The sequence below is a fragment of the Sphingobium sp. 15-1 genome (assembly GCF_013375535.1).
Taxonomy (GTDB): domain Bacteria; phylum Pseudomonadota; class Alphaproteobacteria; order Sphingomonadales; family Sphingomonadaceae; genus Sphingobium; species Sphingobium aromaticivastans.
On record NZ_JABXJG010000001.1, the window covers coordinates 1,285,115 to 1,298,524 of the forward strand.

12 protein-coding genes are annotated in these 13,410 nt (G+C 63.5%); 7 read left to right on the forward strand and 5 right to left on the reverse strand.

Going from position 1 to position 13,410, the window contains the following annotated elements; translation table 11 throughout:
- Positions 1–49: 49 nt before the first annotated feature.
- Entirely contained in the window at positions 50–1,828 is a 1,779-nt protein-coding gene (locus HUK72_RS05955) for an ABC-F family ATP-binding cassette domain-containing protein (protein ID WP_176595964.1), read from the reverse strand.
- Between the two features lie 153 nt (positions 1,829–1,981).
- Between HUK72_RS05955 and HUK72_RS05960 the strand changes: the two genes are divergently transcribed.
- The 5 genes from HUK72_RS05960 to HUK72_RS05980 all read left to right on the forward strand — a co-directional run bounded on the left by HUK72_RS05960 (position 1,982) and on the right by HUK72_RS05980 (position 5,767).
- Complete coding sequence (locus HUK72_RS05960) at positions 1,982–2,710, forward strand: SIMPL domain-containing protein (RefSeq protein WP_176595965.1); 729 nt, start codon at positions 1,982–1,984, stop codon at positions 2,708–2,710.
- Positions 2,711–2,903: 193 nt separating this feature from the next.
- Positions 2,904–3,242: a hypothetical protein gene (locus tag HUK72_RS05965; protein WP_176597759.1), complete on the forward strand. Its 339-nt coding sequence runs from the start codon at positions 2,904–2,906 to the stop codon at positions 3,240–3,242.
- A 36-nt stretch (positions 3,243–3,278) separates the two neighbouring features.
- Positions 3,279–3,944 carry a response regulator transcription factor gene (locus HUK72_RS05970; RefSeq protein WP_007688191.1) on the forward strand — a complete coding sequence of 222 codons (666 nt, stop codon included), beginning with the start codon at positions 3,279–3,281 and terminating at the stop codon, positions 3,942–3,944.
- A 165-nt stretch (positions 3,945–4,109) separates the two neighbouring features.
- Positions 4,110–5,414 (forward strand): HAMP domain-containing sensor histidine kinase, encoded by a 1,305-nt coding sequence (locus tag HUK72_RS05975; RefSeq protein ID WP_176597760.1) that lies wholly within the window; start codon positions 4,110–4,112, stop codon positions 5,412–5,414.
- The gene (locus HUK72_RS05980) at positions 5,414–5,767 is read left to right on the forward strand and encodes a YbaN family protein (protein ID WP_176595966.1); all 354 of its coding nucleotides are present in this window, start codon (positions 5,414–5,416) and stop codon (positions 5,765–5,767) included. Before HUK72_RS05975 ends, HUK72_RS05980 begins: the two co-directional genes overlap by 1 nt.
- A gap of 361 nt (positions 5,768–6,128) precedes the next feature.
- On the opposite strand, the gene HUK72_RS05985 is transcribed toward HUK72_RS05980, so the two are convergent.
- Entirely contained in the window at positions 6,129–7,352 is a 1,224-nt protein-coding gene (locus HUK72_RS05985; protein ID WP_176595967.1) for a polyhydroxyalkanoate depolymerase, read from the reverse strand.
- Positions 7,353–7,477: 125 nt separating this feature from the next.
- On the opposite strand from HUK72_RS05985, the gene HUK72_RS05990 reads away from it, so the two are divergent.
- Positions 7,478–8,134, forward strand: coding sequence for a glutathione S-transferase (locus HUK72_RS05990; RefSeq protein ID WP_176595968.1), 657 nt, complete (start codon positions 7,478–7,480; stop codon positions 8,132–8,134).
- Here the strand turns inward: HUK72_RS05990 and HUK72_RS05995 are convergent.
- Positions 8,131–8,832, reverse strand: coding sequence for a glutamine amidotransferase (locus HUK72_RS05995; protein ID WP_176595969.1), 702 nt, complete (start codon positions 8,830–8,832; stop codon positions 8,131–8,133). The genes HUK72_RS05990 and HUK72_RS05995 overlap by 4 nt on opposite strands.
- A 71-nt stretch (positions 8,833–8,903) precedes the next feature.
- A complete protein-coding gene (locus HUK72_RS06000) occupies positions 8,904–9,143 on the reverse strand; it encodes a hypothetical protein (protein WP_176595970.1) in 240 nt (79 codons plus the stop codon).
- A gap of 101 nt (positions 9,144–9,244) precedes the next feature.
- On the opposite strand from HUK72_RS06000, the gene HUK72_RS06005 reads away from it, so the two are divergent.
- Entirely contained in the window at positions 9,245–10,327 is a 1,083-nt protein-coding gene (locus tag HUK72_RS06005; RefSeq protein ID WP_176595971.1) for an IS630 family transposase, read from the forward strand.
- Positions 10,328–10,589: 262 nt separating this feature from the next.
- On the opposite strand, the gene acnA is transcribed toward HUK72_RS06005, so the two are convergent.
- Positions 10,590–13,259 carry an aconitate hydratase AcnA gene (gene acnA, locus HUK72_RS06010; protein WP_176595972.1) on the reverse strand — a complete coding sequence of 890 codons (2,670 nt, stop codon included), beginning with the start codon at positions 13,257–13,259 and terminating at the stop codon, positions 10,590–10,592.
- Positions 13,260–13,410 lie beyond the last annotated feature (151 nt).

A 13,410-nucleotide genomic window follows, 5' to 3' on the forward strand; every position in this document is an offset into this window, starting at 1 on the left:
CCTGACTGGCTACCTTGGCTAACAGATGAGGGGATCGGCGCAAGGCCTTCTATCCGCTCAACCCCTCGGCCTTTTCCGCCAGTTCCAGCCAGCGTTCCTCCGCCGCGTCCTTTTCGGCGCGGGCCTGCTCGATCGCCTTGGTGAGCGCATCGAATTTCCGGGGATCGCGGCTGTAGAGGCTGGGATCGGCCAGCGCTTCCTCATCGCGGGCGATGGCGGCCTCTATCTCCTCGATGCGCTGGGGGATCAGGTCGAAATCGCGCTGATCCTTGTAGCTGAGCTTGGTCGCGGCGGTTTTCTGCGGGGGGGACGCGGCGACCTTCTTCTCCTGCCTCGGCGCATTTTTCGGCTGGCGCTTGGCCACCCAGTCGGCATAGCCGCCGACGATCACGTCGATGGTGCCAGAGCCGTCCAGGCCCAGCGTCACGGTGACGGTGCGGTCGAGAAAGTCGCGGTCGTGGCTGACGATCAGGACCGTGCCGTCATAATCCGCGATCACTTCCTGAAGCAGATCGAGCGTTTCGAGATCGAGATCGTTGGTCGGTTCGTCAAGCACCAGCAGGTTCGATTCGCGGGCGAATTCGCGCGCGAACAGCAGGCGGGAGCGTTCGCCGCCCGAGAGCGTGCCGACTTTGGCTTCGGCCAGCGAGGGATCGAAGAGAAATTCCTTGAGATAGCCATGGACATGCTTGCGCACGCCACGCACGTCGATCCAGTCGCCGCCCTCCGCCAGCACGTCCCGGACGCGCTTGTCGGGCTGCATCAGGCTGCGCTGCTGGTCGATGAAGATCATGTCGAGCGACTTGGCCTGTTTGACTTGGCCGGAGTCGGGCGCGAGTTCGCCGGTCAGCAGCTTCAAGAGCGTGGTCTTGCCTGCGCCATTGCCGCCGACGATGCCGATGCGGTCGCCGCGCTGGATGCGCAGGGAGAAATCCTTGATGACCGTGCGATCCCCGAAATTTTTCGTGACATGTTCGGCGGTGATGACGCTCTTGGTCTTGTTGTCGTCGCTGGCGACGGCGATCTTCGCGACGCCCTGAGGCCCGACCATGGCGGCGCGTTGGGCGCGCATTTCCCACAGTTTCGCGAGGCGGCCCTGGTTGCGCTTGCGCCGGGCGGTGACGCCGCGTTCCAGCCAGTGGGCCTCGATCTTGAGCTTGGCGTCGAGTTTCTCGGCGGCGCGGGCTTCCTCGGCATAGACGGCTTCCATCCAATCCTCGAAACCGCCGAAGCCAATCTCGTTGCGGCGGATGCCGCCCCGGTCGAGCCAGAGCGTCTGGCGCGTCAGGCGGGTGAGGAAAGCGCGGTCGTGGCTGATGACGATGAAGGCGCCGTTATAGCGGCTGAGCCAGCCCTCCAGCCAGTCGATCGCGTCGATGTCGAGATGGTTGGTCGGCTCGTCCAGCAGCAGCAGGTCGGGTTCGCTGGCCAGGGCGCGGGCGATGGCGGCGCGGCGGCGTTCGCCTCCCGAAGCGGTGGCGGCTTCGCGGTTGAGATCGGTGCCGAGCTGGCTGGCGATGGCGTCCACCTCATGGGCGGGCGGGGCGAACTGGCCCGCCAGCGCGAAGTCGCGCAGCGTGGCGAAGCCGGCGACGTCCGGGTCCTGCTCCAGCATGATGACGCGGGCGCCGGGACGGACCGAGCGGGTGCCCTCGTCCGGTTCGATCTGGCCGGCGATCAGCTTGAGCAGCGTGGTCTTGCCCACGCCGTTGCGGCCGATCAGCGCCAGCCGGTCCCGTTCCCCGACGAAAATGTCGAGATTGCGGAAAAGCCAATGGGTGCCTTGCGAGAGGCCGAGATTTTCGAAGGAGAGAATAGGTGCCGCCATCCGCGTGCAGCTAGGCGTTCCGGGGCTTGGGGGCAAGAGGGGGAACCGGAAGCTGTCTGACGGCTTTCAACGCATGTCAGCGTCCGTTCATCGCAACCGTCACAATAGATGTGCATTGCTTTTTGAGGAGAAAGCCCTGTGGAATCAAAGGCTATGAAATCAATGTTTGCCCTGGCCGCCCTTGGCGCCGCCCTGCCCGTTGCGGCGGTCGCGCAGACCAGCGTCACCATCGCGGAAACCGCGCCGATCGTAACGTTGAACGTTACGGAAACCGTGGAAGCCGCGCCGGATGTGGCGACGGTCGGCACCGGCGTCCAGACCCGCGCCCAGACCGCCGCGCAGGCCATGCGCGACAATGCGGCGCAGATGGACAAGCTGATCGCCGCGCTGGTGAAGGCGGGAATCCCAAAGAAGGACATCCAGACCAGCGGCATCAATCTGAGCGCGCAATATGATTATAGCAATCGGGACGGGCAGCCCTCTGGGCCGCGCTTCATCGGCTATGAGGCGTCGAACCAGCTTTCGGTGAAGCTGCGCGAGATCAAGAAGGTCGGGACGCTGCTCGACACGATGGTGGAGGCTGGCGCGACCAATGTGAACGGGCCGAGCTTCTCGATCAGCGATCCTACGCCGATGCTGGCGCAGGCGCGGGCGGCGGCGTTGAAGACGGCCAGGGCGCAGGCGGATTTCTACGCGCAGGCGGCGGGTTATCGCTCGGCGCGGCTGGTGTCGCTGGCGGAGAGCAACAGCGGCGGCCAGCCGCCCATGCCGATGATGGTGAGAGCGCAGTTCAAGGCCGACGCCGCACCCGCCACGCCGGTCGAGCCGGGGCAGGTCGGGTCTTCGGTGACGCTGACGGTGCAGTACGCGCTGGAGAAATAGGCGGCGAAGCGGCGGTTTTTGGTTATCGGGTGCCGTTAAAGCCGCCGTGCTCCTGCGCGGGCAGGAGCCCAGTCCTGCCCTTAGTGGATCATCGCATCGTCCGAACTGGGCTCCTGCCTGCGCAGGAGCACGGTTCACCTGAAGGCGCACATCGATGTCAGCCATCCCCCTACCCCCATTCACCACCTGTTCAATGCTGCGCGGCTATGCCAAGGTCATGACGATGAAGCGGTTCAGACTGATTGCAGGCCTGGGAGCCATGGCGGCGCTTTTCGTCGTGAATCCCGCCGCTTATGCCAGCAGCCAGCGCGACGAGCAGGATGCTGCGCGCCGCGCCATGCTGGACGGCCAGGTCATGCCCTTTTCCGTCATCAAGCGCCGGGTCGACGCCGCCATGGGCGGGGCGACCTATCTGGGCAGCGAATTCAACCCCTCCTCCAACCGCTATCGCCTGAAATATGTGAAAGACGGCAAGGTGGTATGGGTTGATGCGGACGGTCGCACGGGCGATATAATCGGCTGGGCGCGCTGAGCGCGCCTATGGGCATAACAAGAGAAACGAGGCCATATGCGTCTGCTGATCGTCGAAGATGAACCTAGCCTCGGGCAACAGCTCCGCAACACGCTGGAGGGCGCGGGCTATGCCGTGGATCTGGCCGACGATGGCGAGGACGGGCATTTTCTGGGCGCGACCGAAAGCTATGATGCGGTGGTACTGGACCTGGGCCTGCCGACCATCGACGGGCTGACCGTGCTCGACCGCTGGCGCAAGGAAGGGCGCGGCTTTCCGGTGCTGGTGCTGACGGCGCGGGATAGCTGGTCGGACAAGGTGGCCGGGCTGGACGCGGGCGCGGACGACTATCTCGCCAAGCCGTTTCAGAGCGAGGAGCTGATCGCCCGGCTGCGCGCCCTGATCCGCCGCGCTTCGGGCAATGCGTCGAGCGAGCTGACGGCGGGCGATGTGCGGCTGGACACCCGGTCGGGCAAGGTGACGCTGAAGGGCGAGCCGGTGAAGCTGACCGCGCAGGAATATAAGCTGCTGTCCTACCTGCTCCACCACAAGGGCAAGGTGGTGAGCCGCACCGAATTGATCGAGCATATCTACGATCAGGATTTCGACCGCGATTCCAACACGATAGAGGTGTTCGTGACGCGCATCCGCAAGAAGCTGGGCGCGGACGTCATCACGACGATTCGCGGCCTGGGCTACAGCCTCGACGAACCGGGCCGCTAACACCAACCTCCGTTCGGGCTGAGCATGTCGAAGCCCTGTTCTTCCTTTCAAAGAAAGTACAGCCCTTCGACAAGCTCAGGGCGAACGGAGGTGGGTGTTCAAACCCCGATGACCGACCCCCATTCCCCCATCACGGTCCATTCCACCGGATCGCTGAGCCGCCGCATGATCGGCATCGCGGCGCTGTGGATCAGCCTGCTGCTGCTGGGCGGCGGTCTGGCGCTGGACCGGGTGCTGTCCGACGCGATCACGCGCAATTTCGACGACGGGATGAACTATGTCCTGACCGCCATGATCGCATCGGCGGAGATCGGGCCGGACGGCGAAGTGCTGTTCAACCGCGAACCCGCCGACCAGCGTTTTCTGGAACCCAATAGCGGCATTTATTACCAGATCAGCGGCAAGGGGCATGAGGATTGGCGATCCCGTTCGCTTTGGGACCGGGCACTCAAGGTGAAGCCGGAGCATCAGGACGATGCCCCGCATATTTACGACAGCAACCAGTTCCCCGGCGAGGATCTGCGCATCCTGGAACGCAGCATCATCCTGCCGGGATCGAACACGCGCTGGATGTTCATGGTGGCGCAGGCGCGCGCGGGACTGGACGCGCAGATCAGGACGCTGCGATCGACCCTGTTCCAAAGTTTCGCGCTGCTGGCGCTGGGGCTGATCGTGCTGGCGACGTTGCAGACCATTTACGGGCTGCGCCCCTTGCGCAAGGTGCGGCATGAGATCGTGCGGATGCGAGCGGGCGAGAAGAATCGGGTGACCGAGCCAATGCCCGCCGAAGTGCTGCCGATGGTTGAGGAGCTGAACGCCCTGCTCGCCCATAATGAAAGGCAGGCGGAGGAGGCGCGGACTCATGCGGGCAATCTTGCCCACGCGCTCAAGACGCCGCTGACGGTCATCATGAACGCCGCCACCGCGCAATCGCCCGACCTGGGCGATACGGTGATCCGCGAGGCGACGACGATGCGACGGCAGGTCGATCATCATCTGGCGCGGGCGCGGGCAGTCGGCCGGCGCGGCGCGGCGCACAGCCGGGCAGAGGTCTGGACCAGCCTGGAGGCGGTGGAACGGGCGGTCCAGCGGCTCTATCCTGAGGTCCGGATCGACATGGATGGCGTGAAGGACGCCGCCGTCCGGGTCGAGCGGCAGGATCTGGACGAGATGCTGGGCAATCTGATCGAGAATGCCGCCAAATATGGCGGCGGCAGCGTGTTCGCGACGGTCGGGCGCAAGGGAACGATGGTCGAGATACTGGTCGAGGATGACGGCGCGGGCATTCCGCAAGCGGACCGCATGCGCATTTTCGACCGGGGCGTGAGGCTCGATTCGGGGAAGCCGGGGACGGGCCTGGGCCTCGCCATCGTGCGGGACGTCGCGGAAATCTATGGCGGGTCGGTCGCGCTGGAGGAAAGCGAGGATCTGGGCGGCGTGCTGGTGCGGCTGCGGCTGCCCGCGGCCTGATGCTGCGGCATTTCTATCTGATTTGCGGGTTTTCATCGCTCGGGCTGGGGGCAATCGGGGCTTTTCTGCCGCTGTTGCCCACTGTGCCGTTCATGATCCTGGCGGCCTTCTGCTTTGCGCGATCGAGCCCGGCATTGGAGGCGCGGCTGCTGGAGCATCGCCATTTCGGGCCGCATATCCGGCGCTGGCGGGAAAAGGGCGCGATCAGCCGGCGGGGGAAGAAGGCGGCGTTGGCGGCTTTTGCGTTCAGCGTGGTGCTGGCGCTACTGTTTTCGCCTTTTCCCTGGTGGCTGATCCCGGTTGCGGCTGCTTTGACGGGCGGAACATGGATCTGGACGCGGCCGGAAGCCTGAAATGCGACATGCGCATGTGCAGGCGGGAAGCTGGCGGGGTGGGTAAATTCAGGGCTTGCCGGATTGATTGATTTGGGTGGTTGGCGGACCGTCTGCTCCTTGAAGCAAAACGTGCTCCTGCGAAGGCAGGAGCCCAGTTCAGACGGTGCGATGATTTACTGAGGACAGGCCTGGGCTCCTGCCTTCGCAGGAGCACGGCGCGCTTAACGGCAGCTATTGGCCATTTCCTGTCATTCCAAATTTCTCCACGCCACCAGTTGAGAAGGCAGGACTGCACTCTCCCACGCCATTTGTCTCGTTCGAGCGCCCTCGCAGGAGTGCGGCGCATCTCCTCTTCGATCCGAACCGAACTTAACGTCGCTCAGTTCATCGCCAGGATCATGTTCCGCACCTGCGGATAGACCTGCTTTTCCCATTTGCTGCCGGAGAACACGCCATAATGACCGACGCCCGGCTGGAGATGATGGCGCTTCAGATGCGGGCGCAGGCCGGTGCAAAGCGCGTGCGCCGCCGCCGTCTGGCCCACGGCGCAGACATCGTCCTTCTCGCCCTCCACCGTCAGCAGGGCGGTGTTGCGGATGGCGCCCGGATTGACCTTGCGCCCGCGATAGGTGAGTTCGCCCTTCGCCAGCAAGGTCCGCTGGAACACCTTGTCCACGGTTTCCAGGTAGAATTCCGCTGTCATGTCGAGCACGGCGAAATATTCCTTGTAGAAGGTCTTGATCCTGTCGGCCTCGATCTCCTTGCCATCGGCCAGCAGTTGATACAATTCGCGATGCGCCGCGCCGTGCCGGTCCATGTTCATCGACATGAAGGCGGAAAGCTGGAGAAAACCGGGATAGACGCGCCGGCCGCGCCCGGCATAGCGCATCGGCACCATGCTGATCAGATTTTCCTCGAACCATTCGATCGACTGATCATTGGCGAGTTCGTTGACCACCGTGGGCGCGGCGCGCGTGTCGATCGGCCCGCCCATCAGCGTCATGGAGCGCGGGGTCGCGGGGTCCTTGTCCTCCGCCATGATCGACACCGCCGCCATCGCCGGAACGCAGGGCTGGCACACCGACACCAGATGCGATCCCGGACCCAGTTCCTGCATGAAGGTCATGATATAGTCGACATAATCGTCGAAACCGAAGCGCCCGGCGCTCAGCGGCACGTCGCGGGCGTTCTTCCAGTCGGTGATGTAGACGTCATGGTCGCGGAGCAGGGTCTGGCAGGTGTTGCGCAGCAAGGTCGCGAAATGGCCGGACATGGGCGCTACCACCAGCACCTTGGGCTGGGCGGTCTCCACATCGTCCTTGGCGAAGTGCAGCAGATCACCGAAGGGCAGCTCCAGCGCCACTTCCTCCCGCACCGCGACCACCGCATTGCCGCTACGCACTTCCGTAATGCCATAGGCCGGGCGGCGATGCGTCAGCTTCGCGCCCTGGAACACGTCCATCAGGGCGAACATGCGGCGCGGCATGGCCCAATCCGCCGCCGGACCCATCCTGTCCTTGAACGAAAGAGCGATCTGAGCGCCAAAACGCGCCGGGGCCATCATGTCGTTCCAGGCCTGATAGCCGCTATATAGCATCATCATCTTGCTCAAACGCGTCCTAAGCTCTTCCGGTACCGATTCGGTCCGCTGTATAATCGTTATACAGGTTTTCCATATTGCACCGCATCATGATTAATGAAACATAGGAAGCAAGCGGGAGGATTGCCATGGCCGACGCAGAATTGACCATTTCCAGCAAGACTTATTCGTCCTGGTCCCTTCGCGGATGGCTGTTGTGCCGCCTGGCGGGTCTGAAAGTCGTCGAAAAGACGATCGCCCTCAACGATCCTGAAAACAGGGCGGAATTGCTGCTCCTGTCGCCTTCGGTGCTGGTGCCGCGGCTGACCCATGAGGGGGCGAGTGTATGGGATACGCTCGCAATCGCGGAATATCTGCATGAGCTTTATCCGCATGCCGGCCTGTATCCGGCGGACCGGATCGCCCGCGCGCATTGCCGGTCGGTTTCGGGTGAAATTCATTCGGGCTTCATCAATCTGCGGTCCGCCCTGCCCATGAACCTGAAGGTGCGGCATGAGAAATTCCCTGTCTTTTCAGGCGCCAAGCAGGATATAGAGCGGATCGAGGAGATTTGGACCGAATGTCTGAGCGCCTATGGCGGGCCCTGGCTGTTCGGAGAGCAGCCGACCGTGGCCGATGCGATGTTTGCCCCGGTGGCGCAGCGTTTCCTGACCTATGCCGTGGCGCTGTCGGCCAAATCCGCCGCCTATTGCAACTGGAGCAACGACTGGGACCTGATGCGCGAATGGATCGACGCCGCGCGCAAGGAGAAGGATGAAGTCGAAGAGCTGGAAGTCGAGTTTTAGCGCTCGATTCCGTTCAACCATTCGGCAATCATCGCGCGCCCGGCGGCGACGGCGCCGGGGCCATGATCGGCATGATCCTGCCGCAGCGCAATGCCGCATTGCTTCGCTATGTCGAGATCGGCCCAGAAATGAGTCAGCCAGTCCTCGAAACGCGGGTCTTCGCCCATTTCCGCGTGGAATTGCAGCGCGAGCAGGTTGCGTCCCCGGCGGAACGCCTGATGCGCGTAATTTTCGGTCGAGGCGAGCAGGTCGACACCGGCGGGCAGGTCGAATGTGTCGCTGTGCCAGTGGAGCACGGGCACGTCCCGCAAGTGCCGAAGCGGCGAATCGGCCCCTGCCCGGTTCAGCGTGACCGGCGCGAAGCCCAGTTCCATGTGGCCGCCGGGATAGACGTGCGCGCCCAGCGCGGCGGCGATCATCTGGCTGCCCAGGCAGACGCCCAGCGTCGGCAGATCCTGTTCCAGCCGGGCGGCGAGCTTTTCGATCTGGAGCGGAATCCAGGGGTGGAGGTCCTGTTCATAGACGCCCATCGGGCCGCCCATCATGATCAGCAGGTCCGGAGTGCAGAGGTCGACATCGGCAAAGTCCGCGCTGGCGACGTCGACCCGCTCGATCGCATAGTCAGCGGCCTCTATCGGCTGGAGATAGCCAGCCGCTCCTTCGCGCGGCACATGACGGACGATCAGCGCTTTTTTCATCTCTACCGGCTTGGTAGCCAAATGAAACGCAGGCCGCCACCCCAGCCTTTCTTGGCTTTGCGAAATAATGGCTATGGGCGGGCGATGCGGATCAGCGTGACCATGCCGATCGCGAGCCAGACGATGTTGAGCACCATCGACGGAATGGCGCCGTGCCATCCTGTGTTGAGGATGAACAGCGCGGAGCCGAGCGCGTTCATCCATTGAAACAGGGCCGACTTGCCCGAGACGCGACCGCTCGACACGAGCAGATAGGCGCCCAGCACCAATAGCGCGCCCAGCCATCCGGCGATTTCGATGAGGATCGGCAATCTATGCCTCCAAAGAAGGAACGATGATCTAGTGGATTGACCGGAACAAAAGAGTCCGATGGGGGATTCCCATCGGCTTGCTGGCGTGCGAGTCTGAGAGGATGCGCGATGGCATCACTTTCACCCTGTCCGCCGCCGACCGTCAGCGATTGTGCGACATTACAGCGGCCCCGCAGAGCCCGCAGAAGCACGTTTGGCGGGCCCGTATTGTGCTGCTGAGCGGCGATGGTCTGGGTACCTCGGCGATCATGGCCGCGACGGGCAAGTCCAAGACCTGCGTCTGGCGATGGCAGGAACGCTTCATGAACGAAGGCGTCGAGGGTCTGCTTCGCGATAAATCCCGTCCGCCCGGCAAGGCGCCGATCCCGCCCACGCATGTCGCCGAGATCGTCCGCCTGACGCATGAGCCGCCCCCGCACGAGGCGACCCACTGGACGTTGCGCGCCATGGCGAAGGTGGCTGGCGTTGCCGCCTCGACGGTGCAGGCGATCTGGAAGGCGCACGGTCTCAGCCCGCACCGCTGGCGCAGCTTCAAACTGTCGAACGACCCGGCGTTTGCCGAGAAGCTCACCGAAATCGTCGGCCTCTATGTCGATCCGCCGGCTCATGCGGTGGTGCTGTCCGTCGATGAGAAGTCGCAAATCCAGGCGCTCGACCGCACCCAGCCCGGCCTGCCGATGAAGAAGGGCCGCGCAGGCACCATGACCCATGATTACAAGCGGCACGGCACGACCACGCTGTTTGCCGCTCTCAATGTGCTGGACGGAACGGTCATCGGGCAGAACATGCAGCGCCATCGTCATCAGGAGTTCATCCGTTTCCTCAACCGTATCGAGCGCGAAGTGCCGGCGGACAAAGCGATCCACGTGATCCTCGACAACTATGCGACACACAAAAAGGACAAGGTCCAGCAATGGCTCGCCCGCCATCCGCGCTGGACCTTCCATTTCACGCCAACCTCCAGCTCATGGCTCAATGCCGTCGAGGGCTTCTTCGCCAAGCTGACCCGACGCCGGCTCAAACACGGGGTCTTCCATTCCCTCGTCGATCTCCAGGCCGCCATCAATCGCTTCATCCGCGAATACAACGCCGCAAACCCCAAACCCTTCATCTGGAAAGCCAATCCCGACGACATCATCGCAGCCCGAAACCGAGGGTTCCAAACGTTGGAATCAATCCACTAGGTTGTGAAATTTGGGGTTGTTTGGGTGGGAAGTGGACATTGAGTTGAAGCGTGTTCCTGCGAAGGCAGGAACCCAGTCCCGCCCGTAGTGGATCATCGCACCGTTTGAACTGGGCTCCTGCCTTCGCAGGAGCACGGAGCGCCCAATGGCTGAGAATGTCTAAAACCGACCTCCATACGGCTTTTGCAATCTCCCCCTTCCCAAAGAAAAAGGGCTCCTGCCGCAGCAGAAGCCCTTTCCCCTAACTCAGTGCGTCAGCCGATCAGGCGGCCAGCTTGCGCAGCACGTACTGGAGGATGCCGCCGTTCAGGAAATAATCCAGTTCGTTGACGGTATCGATGCGGCACAGCGCGGTGAAGGTGAAGGTCGAGCCGTCGGCGCGCTTCACGATCACGTCCACATCCTGGCGGGGCTTCAGGCCCGCGACATTCTGGATGGTGAAGGTCTCGTCGCCCGTCAGGCCCAGCGTGTCCTTGTTCTGGCCGTCCTTGAACTGGAGCGGCAGCACGCCCATGCCGACCAGGTTCGAGCGGTGGATACGCTCGAAGCTCTCGACGATGACCGAGCGGACGCCCAGCAGGTTGGTGCCCTTCGCCGCCCAGTCGCGCGACGATCCGGTGCCATATTCCTTGCCGCCGATGACGACCAGCGGCGTGCCGTCGGCCTTGTGCTTCATCGCCGCGTCGTAGATCGGCAGCACTTCGCCGTCATACTTCGTCATGCCGCCTTCGACGCCGTCCAGCATCAGGTTCTTGATGCGGATATTGGCGAAGGTGCCGCGCATCATGACTTCGTGATGGCCACGGCGCGCGCCGTAGCTATTGAAGTCGGCCTGCGCGACCTGACGCTCCTGCAACCACTTGCCGGCCGGCGAAGTCGCCTTGATCGAGCCTGCGGGCGAGATGTGGTCGGTGGTGATCGAGTCACCGAAGATCGCCAGCGGCTTGGCTTCGATGATGTCGGTGACCGGCGCCGGGGTCATGCTGAGACCCTCGAAATAAGGCGGGTTGGCGACATAGGTCGAACCGGCGCGCCAGCTATAGGTGTCCGAACCCGTGACATCGATCGCCTGCCAGTGCGCGTCGCCCTTGTAGACATTGGCGTAGCGTGCCTGGAACATCGCACGGTCCATGCAGCCCGCCATGGTCGTGGCGACCTCGTCATTGGTCGGCCAGATGTCCTTCAGGTAAACGTCATTACCCGCCGCGCTGACGCCGATCGGGGTGGTGATGAAGTCCTCGATCACCGTGCCCTTAAGCGCATAGGCGACGACCAGCGGCGGGCTGGCGAGGAAGTTGGCGCGCACGTCAGGCGACACGCGGCCTTCGAAGTTGCGGTTGCCGGAGATCACGGCAGCGGCGACGAGGCCGTTTTCGTTGATCGCCTTGCTGATCGGCTCGGCCAGCGGGCCGGAGTTGCCGATGCAGGTGGTGCAGCCATAGCCGACCAGGTTGAAGCCGACCGCGTCGAGGTGCGACTGAAGGCCGGCCCTCTCCAGATAGTCGGTGACGACCTGCGAACCGGGGGCGAGCGAGGTCTTGACCCAGGGCTTTGGCTTCAGGCCCAGTTCGTTCGCCTTCTTGGCGACGAGGCCGGCGGCGACCAGAACGCCGGGGTTCGACGTGTTGGTGCAGCTCGTGATTGCGGCGATGGTGACGTCGCCGTCGCCAATGTCGAAATCCTTGCCCTCGACCGGAACGCGCTGCTGCGCCTTCTTGTAGACGTTCGCCATGTCGGCGTTGAACACGTCATCGACTTCGGGCAGCGCGACGCGGTCCTGCGGGCGCTTGGGACCGGCGAGGCTGGGGACGACGGTGGCAAGGTCCAGTTCCAGCGTGTCAGTGAAGACGAGATCGGCGTTCGGGTCGATCCAGAAGCCCTGCTCCTTGGCATAGGCTTCGACCAGCGCGATATTCTCTTCGGTGCGGCCGGTCAGACGCATATAGTCCAGCGTCTTGTCGTCGATGCCGAAGAAGCCGCAGGTCGCACCATATTCCGGCGCCATGTTGGCGAGCGTCGCGCGGTCGGCCAGCGACAGCGAGGCGAGGCCGGGGCCGAAATATTCGACGAAGCGGCCGACCACGCCCTTGGCGCGCAGCATCTGCGTAGCGGTCAGCACCAGGTCGGTGGCGGTCACGCCTTCCTTCAGTTCGCCGGTCAGCTTGAAGCCGACGACTTCGGGGATGAGCATCGAGACGGGCTGGCCCAGCATCGCGGCTTCGGCCTCGATGCCGCCCACGCCCCAGCCCAGAACGCCCAGGCCGTTGATCATCGTGGTGTGGCTGTCGGTGCCGACGCAGGTGTCGGGATAGGCGACGGTGACGCCGTCAGGACCTTCGCTCGACCATACCGCCTGCGCGATATTTTCCAGGTTCACCTGATGGCAGATGCCGGTGCCCGGCGGCACGGCGTAGAAATTGGTGAGGCTCTTGCTGCCCCATTTCAGGAAGTCGTAGCGCTCCATATTGCGCTGATATTCGATTTCCACATTCTGTTCGAACGCCTTGGGCGTGCCGAATTCGTCGACCATGACCGAGTGGTCGATGACGAGGTGGACGGGCACCTGCGGGTTGATCTTGCTGGCGTCGGCGCCCAGCGCGGTCATCGCGTCGCGCATCGCGGCGAGGTCGACGACGCAGGGAACGCCGGTGAAGTCCTGCATCAGCACGCGGGCGGGGCGATACTGGATCTCGCGCTCGGCCTTGCCCTTGTCATTCTGCCAGGCGACGATCGCCTTGATGTCGTCGGTGGTGACGGTGACGCCATCCTCGAAACGGAGCAGGTTTTCCAGCAGCACCTTCATCGAGAAAGGCAGGCGCGAAACGTCGCCCAGCTTGGCGGCGGCCTTCTTCAGCGAATAATAGGCAATGTCCTTGCCGCCGACCTTCAAAGTGTCGCGCGTGCCGAGTGTGTCCTGTCCGATGGCGGTCATGAGTCGTGCGTCTCCTCGCATAGCCCCGACCATGCGGAGGCAGGATGACGCAGTTCCACCAGAGGCTCGCCGGACGGCGAAAAAATACCGGACGGCAAGGTGGCGGGATGCGCCCCAACTCATGGCCGAAGCAGGTATGTCCCGATGCGCG